The organism is Labrys sp. WJW, from assembly GCF_001676615.1.
GTDB lineage: Bacteria > Pseudomonadota > Alphaproteobacteria > Rhizobiales > Labraceae > Labrys > Labrys sedimenti.
Genome location: NZ_LYXZ01000001.1, coordinates 269,169 through 282,366 on the forward strand (window position 1 = coordinate 269,169; position 13,198 = coordinate 282,366).

The 13,198-nt window shown below is 61.6% G+C and carries 11 protein-coding genes; 3 read left to right on the forward strand and 8 right to left on the reverse strand.

What is annotated here, in order from left to right; translation table 11 throughout:
* Window positions 1-41: 41 nt before the first annotated feature.
* From BA190_RS01155 to BA190_RS01180, 6 genes are all read right to left on the reverse strand, one after another.
* On the reverse strand, window positions 42-2,435 hold the full coding sequence (locus BA190_RS01155; protein WP_068281569.1) for a TonB-dependent siderophore receptor: 2,394 nt from the start codon (window positions 2,433-2,435) through the stop codon (window positions 42-44).
* A gap of 323 nt (window positions 2,436-2,758) precedes the next feature.
* Entirely contained in the window at window positions 2,759-3,721 is a 963-nt protein-coding gene (locus tag BA190_RS01160; RefSeq protein WP_068281570.1) for a FecR domain-containing protein, read from the reverse strand.
* 149 nt (window positions 3,722-3,870) lie between these two features.
* Window positions 3,871-4,377 (reverse strand): RNA polymerase sigma factor, encoded by a 507-nt coding sequence (locus tag BA190_RS01165; protein WP_068281571.1) that lies wholly within the window; start codon window positions 4,375-4,377, stop codon window positions 3,871-3,873.
* A gap of 507 nt (window positions 4,378-4,884) precedes the next feature.
* Window positions 4,885-5,454, reverse strand: coding sequence for a hypothetical protein (locus tag BA190_RS01170; protein ID WP_068281572.1), 570 nt, complete (start codon window positions 5,452-5,454; stop codon window positions 4,885-4,887).
* A 43-nt stretch (window positions 5,455-5,497) separates the two neighbouring features.
* Window positions 5,498-6,067 (reverse strand): hypothetical protein, encoded by a 570-nt coding sequence (locus BA190_RS01175; protein ID WP_156771313.1) that lies wholly within the window; start codon window positions 6,065-6,067, stop codon window positions 5,498-5,500.
* A 258-nt stretch (window positions 6,068-6,325) separates the two neighbouring features.
* On the reverse strand, window positions 6,326-7,219 hold the full coding sequence (locus BA190_RS01180; RefSeq protein WP_068281574.1) for a LysR family transcriptional regulator: 894 nt from the start codon (window positions 7,217-7,219) through the stop codon (window positions 6,326-6,328).
* Window positions 7,220-7,342: 123 nt separating this feature from the next.
* Here BA190_RS01180 and BA190_RS01185 point away from each other — a divergent pair, with 123 nt between their 5' ends.
* Window positions 7,343-8,227, forward strand: a complete 885-nt coding sequence (locus BA190_RS01185; RefSeq protein WP_068281575.1) for a haloalkane dehalogenase — start codon at window positions 7,343-7,345, stop codon at window positions 8,225-8,227.
* A 96-nt stretch (window positions 8,228-8,323) separates the two neighbouring features.
* Here BA190_RS01185 and BA190_RS01190 read toward each other — a convergent pair whose 3' ends face one another.
* The gene (locus BA190_RS01190; protein ID WP_068281576.1) at window positions 8,324-9,748 is read right to left on the reverse strand and encodes an amidohydrolase; all 1,425 of its coding nucleotides are present in this window, start codon (window positions 9,746-9,748) and stop codon (window positions 8,324-8,326) included.
* 439 nt (window positions 9,749-10,187) lie between these two features.
* Here BA190_RS01190 and BA190_RS01195 point away from each other — a divergent pair, with 439 nt between their 5' ends.
* Window positions 10,188-10,886 carry a GntR family transcriptional regulator gene (locus BA190_RS01195; RefSeq protein WP_068281577.1) on the forward strand — a complete coding sequence of 233 codons (699 nt, stop codon included), beginning with the start codon at window positions 10,188-10,190 and terminating at the stop codon, window positions 10,884-10,886.
* Between the two features lie 21 nt (window positions 10,887-10,907).
* Here BA190_RS01195 and BA190_RS01200 read toward each other — a convergent pair whose 3' ends face one another.
* Entirely contained in the window at window positions 10,908-11,744 is an 837-nt protein-coding gene (locus BA190_RS01200; RefSeq protein ID WP_068281578.1) for a phytanoyl-CoA dioxygenase family protein, read from the reverse strand.
* A 140-nt stretch (window positions 11,745-11,884) separates the two neighbouring features.
* Between BA190_RS01200 and BA190_RS01205 the strand changes: the two genes are divergently transcribed.
* Window positions 11,885-12,901 (forward strand): LacI family DNA-binding transcriptional regulator, encoded by a 1,017-nt coding sequence (locus BA190_RS01205; RefSeq protein ID WP_202908406.1) that lies wholly within the window; start codon window positions 11,885-11,887, stop codon window positions 12,899-12,901.
* Window positions 12,902-13,198: the final 297 nt, after the last annotated feature.

Here is a 13,198-nt window from a genome sequence, read left to right on the forward strand (position 1 = left end):
GGCTGGGCGAGAGACAAGAAGCCTTGCCGAACTGCAAGGCGTCACCAGCGATAGCGCAGGCTGGCGGTCATCACCCTACGAGCGCCCTGGTAGCAAAAACCGGACTCGCAGGTGACATATTTCTTGTCGAACAGGTTGCGGGCATTGGCTTGCACGTCCCAGCCTTTCAACCCTTGCCGGATCTGTCCGAGGTCGTAACTGAGCTTGGCGTCCACCAGCGCGACCGCATCGTTCTTGAAGGTGTTCTTGGCGTCGCCGTAGCTTTCGCCGATATAGCGCAAGCCGAGACCGGCGCCGAAGCCTGCCAGGGCAATGTCACCGGGCGCCTGGTAGTCGACCCAGGTCGAGAAGCTGTTGCGCGGCGTCGCGGTCGGCACCTTGCCGACGGTGCCGACATCGCCGGTGATGGTCTTCAGGTCCAGGAAGGTATAGGCGCCGCGCAGGCTGAAGCCGGCGCCGAGATTGGCCACGGCCTCCAATTCGACACCGCGCCCGCGGATCTTGCCGCGCTGCACCGAGACATTTTGGATCGACACGATGCCGCCATCCTGCGTGACGTCGAAGATGGAAGCGGTGAACATCCCGTCGAACCAAGTGGGGGCGTATTTGACGCCACCCTCGATCTGCCGGCCGGTCGTGGGCTTGAATGCAACGCCATCGGCAGAACCGAGATTGGGATTGAAGGAGGTGGAATAGCTGACATAGGGGGCGAGGCCATTGTTGAACAGATAGGTCAGGCCCACGCGCCCGGTGAAGGCATTGTCGGAGGCGTGCTGGGTGGAATTGTCAATACGCTCATAGGTCTTGGTCTGGACCCAGTCCTGCCGACCAGTCAGGGTCAGGATCCAGTTGTCGTATTTGGCCTGCTCCTGCACGTAGAGCCCGAGCTGGTTCTGCCTTTGGGACATGTTGGAGGTGTTGAAGGGCGGATCGGTGAATGCCCCCAGCGAGGCGCCCGTGGTCAGCTCGAGATCGGGCGCCGTTCCATAGCCGAGGCCGCTGCGCAACGTGAGATTGGAATAATCCAGGCCCACCAGGGTTTTGTGCTGGATGGGACCGGTCGAGAAATCGGCCTGCAGCTGGTTATCGACTGCCAGGGCCTTCAGCCTGTCATGCACATAGCCGGTGTAGCGCTTGGCGACCATCGCGTTTGCATCGATTTCGCTGATGCCGGTGAAGCGCACCTTCGTGTCGACGCCGCCATAGCGCAGCTTCTGGCGGAAGGTGAAGGTGTCGTTGAATTTGCGCTCGAACTGATATCCGATGCGATATTGCTTCTGTTCCAGGCTGTTATAATCGGGATCGCTTTGCGAATATTGGTTGGAAGGCGAACCCAACCACTCGTAATACGGGAAGGCGGCGGGTGTCTTGGCCTGGAGATATTCACCGAGGATGGTCAGTGTCGTCTGGTCGTTCGGCCGCCAGGTGAAGGCCGGCGCCAGGCTGGCCAGCTTGTCATCGCCGCCCCCCAGGACGTTGGCCGTCTTGCCGTCCCGCAGGGTTCCGGTCAGGCGATAGAGCAAGGTTTGCTGGGCATCGAGCGGCCCGCCGACATCGAAATTGCCTTGGATGTGGTTCCTGTTGCCGCCTTCCAGTGCCACTTCGCCAAAGGACTTGTCGACGGGAAGCTTGGAGGTGACGTCGACCAGTCCGCCGGGCGATCCCAATCCGTAGAGAGCCGAACTCGGACCGCGCAGCACCGAGATGTTCTCGACATTGTAGGGATCGATCTTGAAGACCGCCATGTTGGCGCCCGGAAAGCGCAACCCGTCGCGATAGATGCCGTTATAGGTGACGTCGAAGCCACGGATGGAGAAGGAGTCGTAGCGGGGGTCGAAACCCGCGGATTCCGTGCGGACCCCGGGGGTGTAGGCGACGGCCTGTGTCAGGGATTGTACATTGCGATCGTTCAGCTCCTTGCGGGTGAGCACCGTCACCGACTGCGGGGTCTCGATCAGGGGGGTGTTGGTCTTCGTGCCTGCCGCGCTGCGCGTGGCAACGTAACCGGTGCTGCCGTCGCCATTGCCGTCGACCACGACAGGATCGAGCTCGATGGCACCGGAGATGCTGGCCGTTCCGTCCCGGACGACAGGCGCCGTGATCGCAACCGTGCTCGAATTCGTGAAGGTGTAGGACAGGCCCGTGCCGCGCAACAGGCGCGACAGCGCCTGTTGCGGCGCGGCCGAACCGGCGATGCCGGGTGAGGTTTTATCCCGTGCGATCGCGGGCAGATAGGTTATCTGCAGGCCGCTTTGGCGTCCGAACGCTGCCAGGGCCTGGCTGAGTGGTCCCTTCGGAATGGTGAATTGAACCTGTGCCGCCTGCGCGCTTGCCGGAGCAAGAAGCGGCATGGAGACGATAACGCTCGAAGCCATCAGGGCGGAACTCAACGCCCAGCCAGACAGGCCCACACGCAAGCCTCGAGCCAATTCCATCGACAACCTCCTCACTCACCGACACCTAGAGCAAAGCGCGTTCATGACTGAACGCTTGTTTGCTCTAACTCTTTGGTTCGACGCGTCTTTGCGATTCTAGGTGACCCCGTCCAATCGCAAAACGCTATAGGGGCTGCAAGGCTCGACGACCGCGTCGCAAGCCTGCCCCTTGAGTGAAGACGAATGGGGGCCGCGAAATTTCTCCCTTCTGCGAAGCATTTTTAGAGCAAGATGACTTTGCTCCGAACCGTCGTTCGGCTCCAGCGCCTTGTTTTGACGCGTTTTCTTCATCGAAAAGTCTATCAACTTTTCTGGAAAACGCTTTAGACCGACGATATCACGGTGAGGTAGGGGCCGAGCGAACGAACGCGGGCCCCGAAGGGATGAACCACGGCTTCCAGGGCGCGCAAGGGATTGCCGGGATCGAAAACGCCGCTGATGCGGTTGGCACCAAGACCTGCATCGGCGATCACCACGCGCCCCGCCTGCCAGCGCGCGATCTTCGCCACGACGGCCCGCACCGGCTCGTTTTCGACCAGGATCTGGCCGCTGCGCCAGGCGCCGATCTGGCGCGCATCGCGGTTGCCGCGCGTGGTAAGGCGGGTGCCTTCGTCGAAGGTCGCCCATTGCCCGGCCGCCAGCCGGTTGCCATCGGCGGGACCTGAACCGGGAACATCGATCTCGACCAACCCATGTTCCACGGAAACCGAAACAAGTCCGGCATCGTTGCTGAGATCGAAGGCGGTGCCGAGGGCGGTCGCGGCCATTTCGGACGTCGTGGCCCGGAAGGGGCGCGAGGGATCCTTGGCAACCTCGAAAAATGCCATGCCTGCCAGCAAGGCAACCTCTCTCCGGCGGTCGTCGTAGTGCAGGGCAATGGCGCTGTCCGGGCCCAGTGTCGCCGTACCGCCGTCGGGAAGCGCAATACGGCGGATTTCGGCTGTCCCGGTGAGATGGTCGGCCCTGGCGCGCAGGACAAGGCCGGGCAGCGCGAGATAGCCGCCGGCCAAGGCCCCTGCCCCGGCCAGACCCGCCGCCACGACGCTGCGGCGGGTCATGCCCGGCTTGGAGCGCGGTTCGACCCGATGGGCTGGAGCAAGAACCCTGCCTGTCAGACCATGGATTTCCGAAACCTCGAGCCATGCCCTCTCATAGGCCGGGCCCCTGGCGCGCCAGCGCTTCACCATCTGCCTGGACACCGGGTTGCCCGGATCATTCTGCAGACGGATCATGAGATCGGCCGCCTCTTCGAACAGCCGACCTTCCTGAGGGGAAGTTTCGTTCATTGACGTTCCTTGGGCAGGCGCGCGGGCACCAGCCAACCACCCTGACTACATCAATCAAACGGATGAGCGGAAACATTTTTCCAAACGTACAAAAAACTGCACGCCGGCCGCCCGGCCACATGTTGCGACCGCATTGCCTTTTGGTCTGCCTAGGCCTTCTCGTGCAGCCGAGCCCGAACATGAAGGTAGGCTTCCCGGATCAGCGTCCAGGTCCTGGTTGTCGACAGGCCGAGTTCCTGGGCAATTTCATTGATGGTCTTTTCGCCCAGACGATGCATCTGGAAAGCTTGGCGCGTGCGGTCCGGCAAGTCCGCGAGCGCAGCCGTGACGATCGCAAGGCGTTGGCGATCGATGACGATCGTCTCGGGTAACGGTTTGTCGTCCGAGATCGCAGCGAAGGCCTCGTCGGCGAGGTCGTCCTTGAGCACCAATCGCTCACGACGCTGCTGATCGATGCGCAGATTGCGCGCGATGCGATGGAGCAAGGCTCGCGGATTGGCGTGATGCACCTCGGCATGCGAGTCCGCCGAAAGCAGCCTGAGAAAAGTCTCCTGCGTCAAGTCGGCGGCATTGTCGGCCGTAACGCCCCTACGCCGCAACGTGTTGGAGATCTCCTTGGCGTGGCGCAGAAACAACGTGTGGATGTCCAGCACCATCTAGCAATCCTCCACGAGGCCGAATTGCCTGGCTGCGATCCGGTCTCGCGGCATGATCGGCGACGACACCCGTTTGCATGCATCCCGGCAGGCTGTCCTGGAGCGGAGGAGGAAGAAGCGCAGGGCTTGAGGCACGACGACAGCCAATCAAAGAGGACAACTCAATTCCCTTTGCCATTCTCTGAATTGTCTCGCAATAACAATAATTTATACATATTCTAGACTGTGCGCCAACTACATTCGGGGGATGTTCTTCTTCAAACCCGCGGCCCATTTCCGAGCCATGCCTGGACTTGATGCCGTCGGGCGGCCACGAGGCAACGCTAATCTGTTGGCTTGCCCGTCGTGCCGTCCATCTCTGCAAAGACTGGTGCGGCCCCCGAATTCCCGGCTGCAGGGAAGGCTCCTACAGCGTTTTGCGATTGGACGGGGTCATCTGGAATCGCAAAGACGCGTCGAACCAAAGAGTTAGAGCAAGCAAGCGTTCAGTCTTGAACGCGCTTTGCCCTAGTCGGGAAGAACGGACCATATCCTCTTGGCGAAGCCGCGCTTGTCGAGTGCCCAGGTCGCGCCGGTCACGACGGCGCGACCATGACGGCATTGGAAACTATGCCCTGTGTCATGACCCGTGATCGCGAGAGCCAGGTCATGGCCATTGTCGGCGCCCGGATTCTCCCGGCAGTATTTCGTGATTTCAGGGATGTTGCGCGCCATGTTGATCTTCACGCAAGGCAGGTTGGCGCCGACGGAACAGACCATCACCTTGCCGTCCATGCAGCGAAAATTCGCGTCGACCTTGAAATGGGCATCGAGTTCGCTCGGATCTTCCTGGGACGTGCCGGCCCCTTGGCCTTGCATATCGGTTCCGCCTCGGATGTTCTTGTAGGCACGCCGCGTCCGATCGCGCAGGTCCGGCGTGTATTCGCGGACGGTGTCGTCGGTACCGACCCTGGCGCAATAGGTCGGGAGATCCTCGTTCGGGCCTTTCCCCGCCTTGGCGGCGGCGGCAGGGGTCGAAAGGCTACTCAGGGCAGCAACGACACAGCACGAAGAGGCTAGGATGAGTTGCTTGATCATGGCTATCTCCAAACAAATGTCGGGAATTTCGAGGAGGTCTCGCTCAAGCCCGCCGGCAAAACAGGCAGCGCAGGCCCGCCGTACCGTGGCGCCCGACGTACAGGGCGGTGAGGCCCGCGATCGCACCGGCGAGAACGAAGGCCAGGACGACGTAAGGCATTGACAGGCCTCTCAGCCAATCGGGCAGGCGGAAGGGTCGGCCCATCGCGAGATAAGGAACCAGGAAGAAGCCGATGATGAACCCGGCCAGACTATGGGAATGCAGTATCAGGAGCGCGATGATGCCGCCGGCGGCCGCACCGAACCCCGATGCATGTCGCCGCCGGGTCATTCCGGCCGCACCCGCAAGGCTCCACAGGGGATAGCCCACGACAAGGCAAACCATCGCGGCGATGGGGATGACGTAGACGGCCAGCAGTACGATGGAGAACGCCTCGTAGTCGGGAAGGGAAAGCCCGCTGCCGGCCGCCAGTTCCCCGGCCCACCCCAGAAGCAAGGGCACCAGCAAGGAAAAGCCCGTCAGCACCATCCAGGTTGCAACGCCGGCGGCAAGCAATCCACGGATTCGATGCGGTCTATTTTCTGAAAAAGCAGATCTCCGATCGTCTTCCATCGCGCTGCTCCCTCTGGGGGTGGTCGCTAATGGTTAGTTCGACTGTCGAACCGCCCCGCCTGAGCCGCAGCGGGATCTCGATGATCTTACAGATGCATTGTCGGCGCCGTTGTGTCGAGGGTAACACCAAACAAAACCGGCCGGCCATCCTTTCCTGGTTTGGTTCCGTGCTCGAAGCCCCGGACATCGCCTGACAGGCACCGGCTTGCGGCCTGCAGATCCGCAGGGAGGTGGCCGTCATGCATGGCGCCATCACTTCTAGCCCCCTTCGAAGCGCAGGCGTTCCTGTCGGATTGCATCGAACAGGAAATCGGCCACAACCCGGATGCGCTGCGGCGGTTGGGCGCCGTGCCGGATCAGCAGCCATAGTTCGCGCAATGGCGGTATGCGAGACAGATCTATTTCTACAAGCTCGGAATCGTTCGCTACCAGAAAATGCGGCAGCAAGGCTATGCCAAAGCCCGCACGCGCGGCCACGATCTGTCCCGTGATATTGTTGCAGCGCAAGGCCATTGGCGCATTTTCGAACTGCGCCGCGAGCCATTGCGCCTCGGGAAAATCGGCGCCCCCCTCGTCGAATCCAATGAAACGCGGAGGGGCGCCGGCAACGATCCGTTCGCGCCATGCCGGAGTTCCATAGAACCGATAGGCGAGATAAACGGCCCGGCGCGTCCTGAGCTCTCCTTTTTCCGGTCGCCCGATGCGCAGCGCAATATCGGATTGATGCCGTCTGAGACTGAGCGGCCGGCGTTCCGCGTTGATCTCGAGTTCGAGAAGCGGGTGCTGTTGTTGCAAGGCAGCGAGCTTGGGAATGACGAAGCTCTCGGCCAGGCTCGGTGTCGTAGTGACGCGGACAAGACCGGTCAGCGCGGTTTCGGGCTCCAGCTGCGACAGAGCGGCAGCCGCGCTTTCCATGGTATCGGCCGCCTGCAATGCCTGCCGGCCGGCATCGGTCAGCTGATAGCCATTCAGGTCGCGTTTGAAGAGCTTGACCTGGACGGCGGCTTCGAGTGCGGCAATGCGGCGGGAGACCGTGGCGTGATTGACCCGCAGGGCGCGGGCGGTCGCCGAAAAGCTGCCATGGCGCGCCAAAGCCGCAAAGAAGCGCACATCCTCCCAATCGATCCGGCCTGTGCGAAAATGATCATGCATTGCGCAATATTAGCGAATTTCCGCAAAGCCTGCGACGACCTAATTTGCCCCCGTGAGAACGGTCCCGAATGACGCGAACAGGCGCCTCGACCGCTCCGGACAGGGAGCAAGACCTTGAATACGATGATTAATCCGGAAGATCCCCATCCGCGCCAACGGATCAAGGTGCTCGATAGCGAAATGAGCTACGTGGCCGTCGGCACGGGCGACCCGATCGTTTTCCTGCACGGCAACCCAACTTCATCCTATCTCTGGCGCAACATCATTCCCTATGCCAGCGGGTTCGGGCGCTGCCTGGCTCCCGACCTCGTCGGCATGGGCCAATCAGGCCCGTCACCATCCGGCGGCTATCGCTTCGTCGATCATTCGCGCTATCTCGATGCATGGTTCGAGCAACTCGGCCTCACCGCCAATGTCACTCTGGTCTTGCATGACTGGGGGTCGGCACTCGGCTTCCATCGCGCCTTCCGACATAGCGACCAGATCCGTGCCATTGTCTACATGGAGGCGATCGTTGCCGAACGTCGTTGGGCGGACTTCCCGGCGGGACGCGACAAATTCTTTCGTGCCCTTCGCTCGGAACAAGGCGAGGCGCTGGTGCTCGACCAGAACTTCTTTATCGAAACAGTCCTGCCCAACAGCATTATCCGCCCCTTGGGCGAGACCGAAATGGATGCCTACCGCACGCCGTTCGTACAACGCCAGGCTCGGTTGCCGACCCTCATATGGCCACGTGAACTGCCGATCGAGGGGGAACCGGCGGATGTGCTCGCCATTGTCCGGCAATACAGCGTCTGGTTGGCAACGGCAGCTATCCCGAAGCTGTTCGTCAATGCCGAGCCCGGCGCCATCCTCACCGGCCGGGCGCGCGAGATATGCCGCAGCTGGCCTCACCAGCGCGAAGTGACGGTCAAGGGTATCCACTACCTCCAGGAAGATTCGCCGAGGGAGATCGGCGAGGCTCTGCACCACTTCCTCGAGGCTCTCGACGAAGCTCGCAGCGGGTAGCAAATCGGCCTTGTCGTATCCCCGGCATCACTCCCTGGAGAATGCGGGCCGCCCTGACGACGGCCCGTTCCATGGCGCTCGCGTATACGGACAAGGTCAGCCAGCCTTGGGGAGCGTGCCGTAGGCGAGCTTGCCCTTGTGGAACACGGCATTGCGGGCGGGCAGGCGTGCGACTGCCTCGGCCGAGCAGCTGGCGGGAAGGAGATTCATGCTCGCTTCGTCGCCTACCTTCGGCCAGGCCTGCTCACCCTTGTCGTTGAGCGGGGTGACAAAGCCGGTGGCGTATCCGAGCGTGCGATTGATCTCGAACTCCGTGCTGCGATACTGGATGCGGGCGATTTCATTGGCCTTCTGCAGCATGTCGCAATTGCCGAACGAATCCCACCAATCCATCGTGCTGTCGGTACCGCAGATCACCTTGATGCCGGCTTCGTGCAGTTCGCGCAGCGGCATCGCGTCCTTGCCCAGGGGAACCGCGCTCGCGAGGGTGACGCCCAGCGCCTTCATGCGGGCAGCAATGTCGCCAAGCTCTTCCTTGGAGAGTTCGGCCAGCGAATAGGCGTGGCTGAAGGTCACGTTCCCCTGCAGCTGCTTGTTCTTCTCCATGTGATCCATGATGCGATTGAAGGCTGGAATGGCCGTCTGGCGTGGCTCATGGATGTGGATGTCGATCCCGACGTTGAAATCGATCGCGAGCTGGACCGTCGTGTCGACTGATTTTTCCATGGCATTGTCGAAGGCGGAGGGATCGACGCCGCCAACATAGCTGACGCCGCCTGATTTCAGCGCTTCGCGCATCAGCTCGACGCTGTTGGAAGCGAGAAGACCGTGCTGCGGAAAGATGATGATCTTGGAGTCCAGCGTGTCCTTGAAGCGCTCGAACGACGCTTTGAGGTGCTCGAGATTGCCGAGCTTGCTGACGGGATCGATATTGCAATGGCTCCGGCAGACCGTGGTGCCGCGTGAATGCATCAGGCGGACCATCGCGGCCGTACGCTCTTCGGCCAGAGGCAGGAGCTTGGGCAGAATCTCGCGTTCCTGGGCAATGCGATCGGCTCGGCCATGCTCCCTCGGCAGGGTCGCCTCCCACGGACCGCCATAGAAGGTCTTGTCCAGGTGGATATGCATGTCGCGGAAGGTCGGCAGCAGCAGCTGGCCCTGTGCGTCATAGGCCGGCGAGCCCGACGGAATACCGCCCTTGCTGTCGAGGATCTCGGCGATCTTGCCCCCTGCGATGCGCAGCGTCTTCAACTCGGTGCTGGTGTGGGTGATGACCGGAGCGTCGAGCCACGACTTCTTCTCCTCGACGAAGCCCGTCTCGAGGCGGACGTTGAGCAGGTAATAGGCGTCCGGCAATTTCGTCACATCGGTGACGGGCGTCGTCACGGCGCCGACGTCGATCATCGATTTCCCGTCCGCCGCTTCTGCGCCTGCCGCCAAGCCAAGCCCCAGCGCCAGACTTCCGGCACCGGCGCCCGCCATGAAGCCGCGTCGAGACAGTCCCACCTGTGAGTTATCCATATTCCTGCCCTCCCGAGCCAGCGAGCCACGCTCGCAGATTGTATGCATTATTTATCATATATTGCATACTTATATGACACACCCAAGTCAAGCCAACAGAGACAGCTGAGGCGATTCAATCGGATGCCGCCACACTCCGAGAGACGGTCGCACGCCATCCGGCCAAGAGAATTCCTACGGATTCTTGACGACCGCGCCGACGAGGAGCTCTTTCGGAATTTTTGAATGCAATTATTGTATGTAAAATTTTGAATATATGCGTGCATATTCCTTTCCAAAAAGGCCTTCCGCAGTCGGGGATCCAGGACCGAGTATCCGTCGAACGGGTTGGCAAACCATCACGATGGCAAAGGCATGTTCGCTGCGATGACAAGCAGCTGGACACTCGCAATATTCGCATGCAATTCCAGGGAAGAAGCATTGGAACCGGAGGCCCCGAATGGCAAAGAAGGCAAGCGATACCGGTGGCGGGCGCTCCCAGGCCGTTCACCGAGCCTTGAAGCGGGCCATCCTCGACCAAGCCTTGCCACCCGGATCGAAGCTGCCGGAGGACTCGATAGGCGAACGGCTGGGCGTCAGCCGCACGCTCGTCCGCGAGGCCCTCGTTCGCCTGAGCCAGGAGGGACTTGTCGAGTTGAGGCCCAACAAGGGAGCCGTGGTCTCCCACCCCAGCCTTGAGGAAGGCCGCAGCCTGTATCTCACGCGCATCGCGCTGGAACGGCTGGTGGTCGAGACCCTTTCGGGAAGCCTGACACGGGAACAGATAGACACGCTATCTACCCATATCGCAGCCGAGGAGGCGGCCAGGACCGAACACGCGGCGTCGATACGCCTGGCCGGCGAGTTCCACACGCTGCTGGCACAGATGACCGGCAATGCCAGCCTCATACGCTATGTGAATGAACTGGTCGCGCGCAGCTCGTTGATCCTCGCTCTCTACGGCAGGCCGCATTCCTCCGAATGCGCCGTATCGGAACACCGGGAGCTGCTGGACAAGCTGATCGCCGGCAAGACCGACGAGGCGGTCGCACTGATGACACACCACCTCGACTCGATTACGACGCGCGCCCTGTTGCCTCGGAAAGACAGCCTCTCGGACGCCCTTCACGCCTATGCCGTCGCCGAGGGCCTGGCCTAGCACCGATCTTGAGAGCCACCCTCAGGTCGGGTCGGCGCCCATCACGAGACCTTCGATGTCGTGCTTCTGGCTGATCGGCACCAGTTCTTCCACGATCCGGCAAACAAGATGCTGCCTTGCGATATCGGGCAAGGCTTCGTACCAGTCGCGCGTGACCATCATGTCATGCAGTTCGGCATGCCCTGCCCCGGGCGCATCGACGCCAAGGACCATGACGGGCCGCGCAATGGGCGATTGATGCTCCGTTCCTCGATGGACCGTCAGGGCGGACCGGCAGGAGATATCGCCACGCTGCGGATATTTGCGGGCCGCACGCTCCTGGAAGCGGCCCCAGAGCGACTTGTCCGGAAACATCTCATGCTTCCATTCACGGCCGTCGTCATACTGGGTGCCCGGCGCTATTTCGAAAGGACCCATGTCCTCGGTGACATCGACGCCGGTGAGGTTGAAGGCGAGCGAGGTCATCTTCCGGTCGCGATAGGTGTCGGCAGGCGAAGGAAAATCACGGTGCCAGGGCTGGTACTTCGCGCCCTGGAACGGCACGTCGAGGCCGATCTCCACGATCTGGTAATCCGGTCCAAGAACATGGCTGCAGACATCCACGACCCACGGATGGGTGATCAGATCCGCGAAACCGCGAAAGGCCTGCGGATGCATCTCGACATACCACCGGCGCGGACCGCGGCCGACGGCGCCACCGGGCCTTTGAATGGCTTCCCAGAAAGCCGTCATCATATCGTCGCGCATGTCATCGGCCCATTCAGGGCTGAAGGCGCCCTTCAGTCCGATGATGCCGTCCTCGACGAGTTGCGCCACCTGGGAGGCGATATCGTATTTGAACGAGGGATGCGTAGCCATCCAGTGATCTCCTCCTATTTTTCCAGAGACGCTACTTCAGCTAATAATTATTAGTCAATGGCCGAATTTTATTAGTCCATATAGGATCGAAGCTCGAAGGGGGACATGTGAGCAAACGGAAAACCAGGAAGCGCGTGACGATGATGGACGTCGCGAAGGCAGCCGGCTGCTCGCAGGCCACGGTGTCCGTCGTCCTGAACGGCGTCACCGATATCAAGATCTCCGCCGAACTGCACATGCGGGTGCAGAATGCGGCTCGTGCCCTCGGTTACGGCATAGGAAGTCCAATTCGGCGGGCCGGCCTCGAAGAACTGCGCGGCGGCTGCATCGGCTTCATTGTGGACCAGTTGGCAACGACGCCGGAAGCCGTCAACGCCATCGATGGCGCCCGGCAGGCATCCTGGGAAAACGACGTGACCATTCTGGTGGTGCAGACCCAGGGCCGCGCGGAACATGAGCGCAAAGCCATAGCCCGGCTTCTCCAGGCCGGCGCACAAGGCATCGTCTATATGTCGATCTTCACGCGCCGCGTTTCACTGGATCCAGCTTTCGACAGCCTTCCCGTCCCCTTGGTCTTGCTCAATTGCTATACGAGCGACGACCGCTTTCCGGCGGTGGTCCCCGACGAGGTGACCGGTGGGCGGATGGCGGCTGTTTCCCTCATAGCAAAGGGGCATCGACGCATCGGCACGATCGTGGGAGAGAGCTTCATGGAGGCGGCCCAGGACCGGCTCGCCGGCTACAGGCAGGCCCTGGCGGAGGCCGGCATCCCCTATGACGGTCGCCTTGTAGTCGAGGGGAACTGGACGCCGACATCCGGTTTCGAGGCGACGCAAAGGCTCCTGTCGCTCGAGGAGCCGCCGACCGCCATTTTCTGCCAGAACGACAAGATGGCGATGGGATGCTTCACTGCGATTGCCGAGGCTGGCCTGAGGGTACCGGCGGATCTGTCCATCGTCGGATATGACGATGACGAGTTGTCCCGTCACTTGCGGCCCCAGCTGACGACACTCGAGCTTCCGCATCGTTCGATGGGCGCCTGGGCCATCGGGCAATTGGCGAAGAAACCCGCATCGTCGCATCGCCGCATTCACAAGATCGAATGCAGATTGATCGAACGGGCCTCCTCGAGTCGTCCGGCTGCCCACCGGAGATGATCATAGGCTTGGCTCGCCGTGCCGAGCCCCGGATCCACCGGGCCAAGTCGTGCCGGCGGTTTCAGGGAGGAGATGTCGGGTGACCGACAGCAACGAACCTTCGCCTGCCAGCCCGGTCGGCGCATGGCCTCGTTCACCCCTGATGCGCCCTCGAGAGCAGAAGCCGCCCCGATAACCCGATCAATCGGGCAGCAGACCCATGGAAGCAGCCTGCCGGCACGGGCGCCCCAAATAGGCTTTTCCCCGTCGGCATGGCTCAAGCCTCCACAGCCGAGCGCCAACCGTACCATATTTGTA

Coding starts and splice junctions, on each gene's coding strand:
- BA190_RS01180 (WP_068281574.1), bottom strand. CDS start 7,219: ATGCATGATCATTTTCGCACAGGCCGGATCGATTGGGAGGATGTGCGC.
- BA190_RS01155 (WP_068281569.1), bottom strand. CDS start 2,435: ATGGAATTGGCTCGAGGCTTGCGTGTGGGCCTGTCTGGCTGGGCGTTG.
- BA190_RS01205 (WP_202908406.1), top strand. CDS start 11,885: ATGATGGACGTCGCGAAGGCAGCCGGCTGCTCGCAGGCCACGGTGTCC.
- BA190_RS01165 (WP_068281571.1), bottom strand. CDS start 4,377: ATGGTGCTGGACATCCACACGTTGTTTCTGCGCCACGCCAAGGAGATC.
- BA190_RS01160 (WP_068281570.1), bottom strand. CDS start 3,721: ATGAACGAAACTTCCCCTCAGGAAGGTCGGCTGTTCGAAGAGGCGGCC.
- BA190_RS01175 (WP_156771313.1), bottom strand. CDS start 6,067: ATGGAAGACGATCGGAGATCTGCTTTTTCAGAAAATAGACCGCATCGA.
- BA190_RS01170 (WP_068281572.1), bottom strand. CDS start 5,454: ATGATCAAGCAACTCATCCTAGCCTCTTCGTGCTGTGTCGTTGCTGCC.
- BA190_RS01195 (WP_068281577.1), top strand. CDS start 10,188: ATGGCAAAGAAGGCAAGCGATACCGGTGGCGGGCGCTCCCAGGCCGTT.
- BA190_RS01200 (WP_068281578.1), bottom strand. CDS start 11,744: ATGGCTACGCATCCCTCGTTCAAATACGATATCGCCTCCCAGGTGGCG.
- BA190_RS01185 (WP_068281575.1), top strand. CDS start 7,343: ATGATTAATCCGGAAGATCCCCATCCGCGCCAACGGATCAAGGTGCTC.
- BA190_RS01190 (WP_068281576.1), bottom strand. CDS start 9,748: ATGGATAACTCACAGGTGGGACTGTCTCGACGCGGCTTCATGGCGGGC.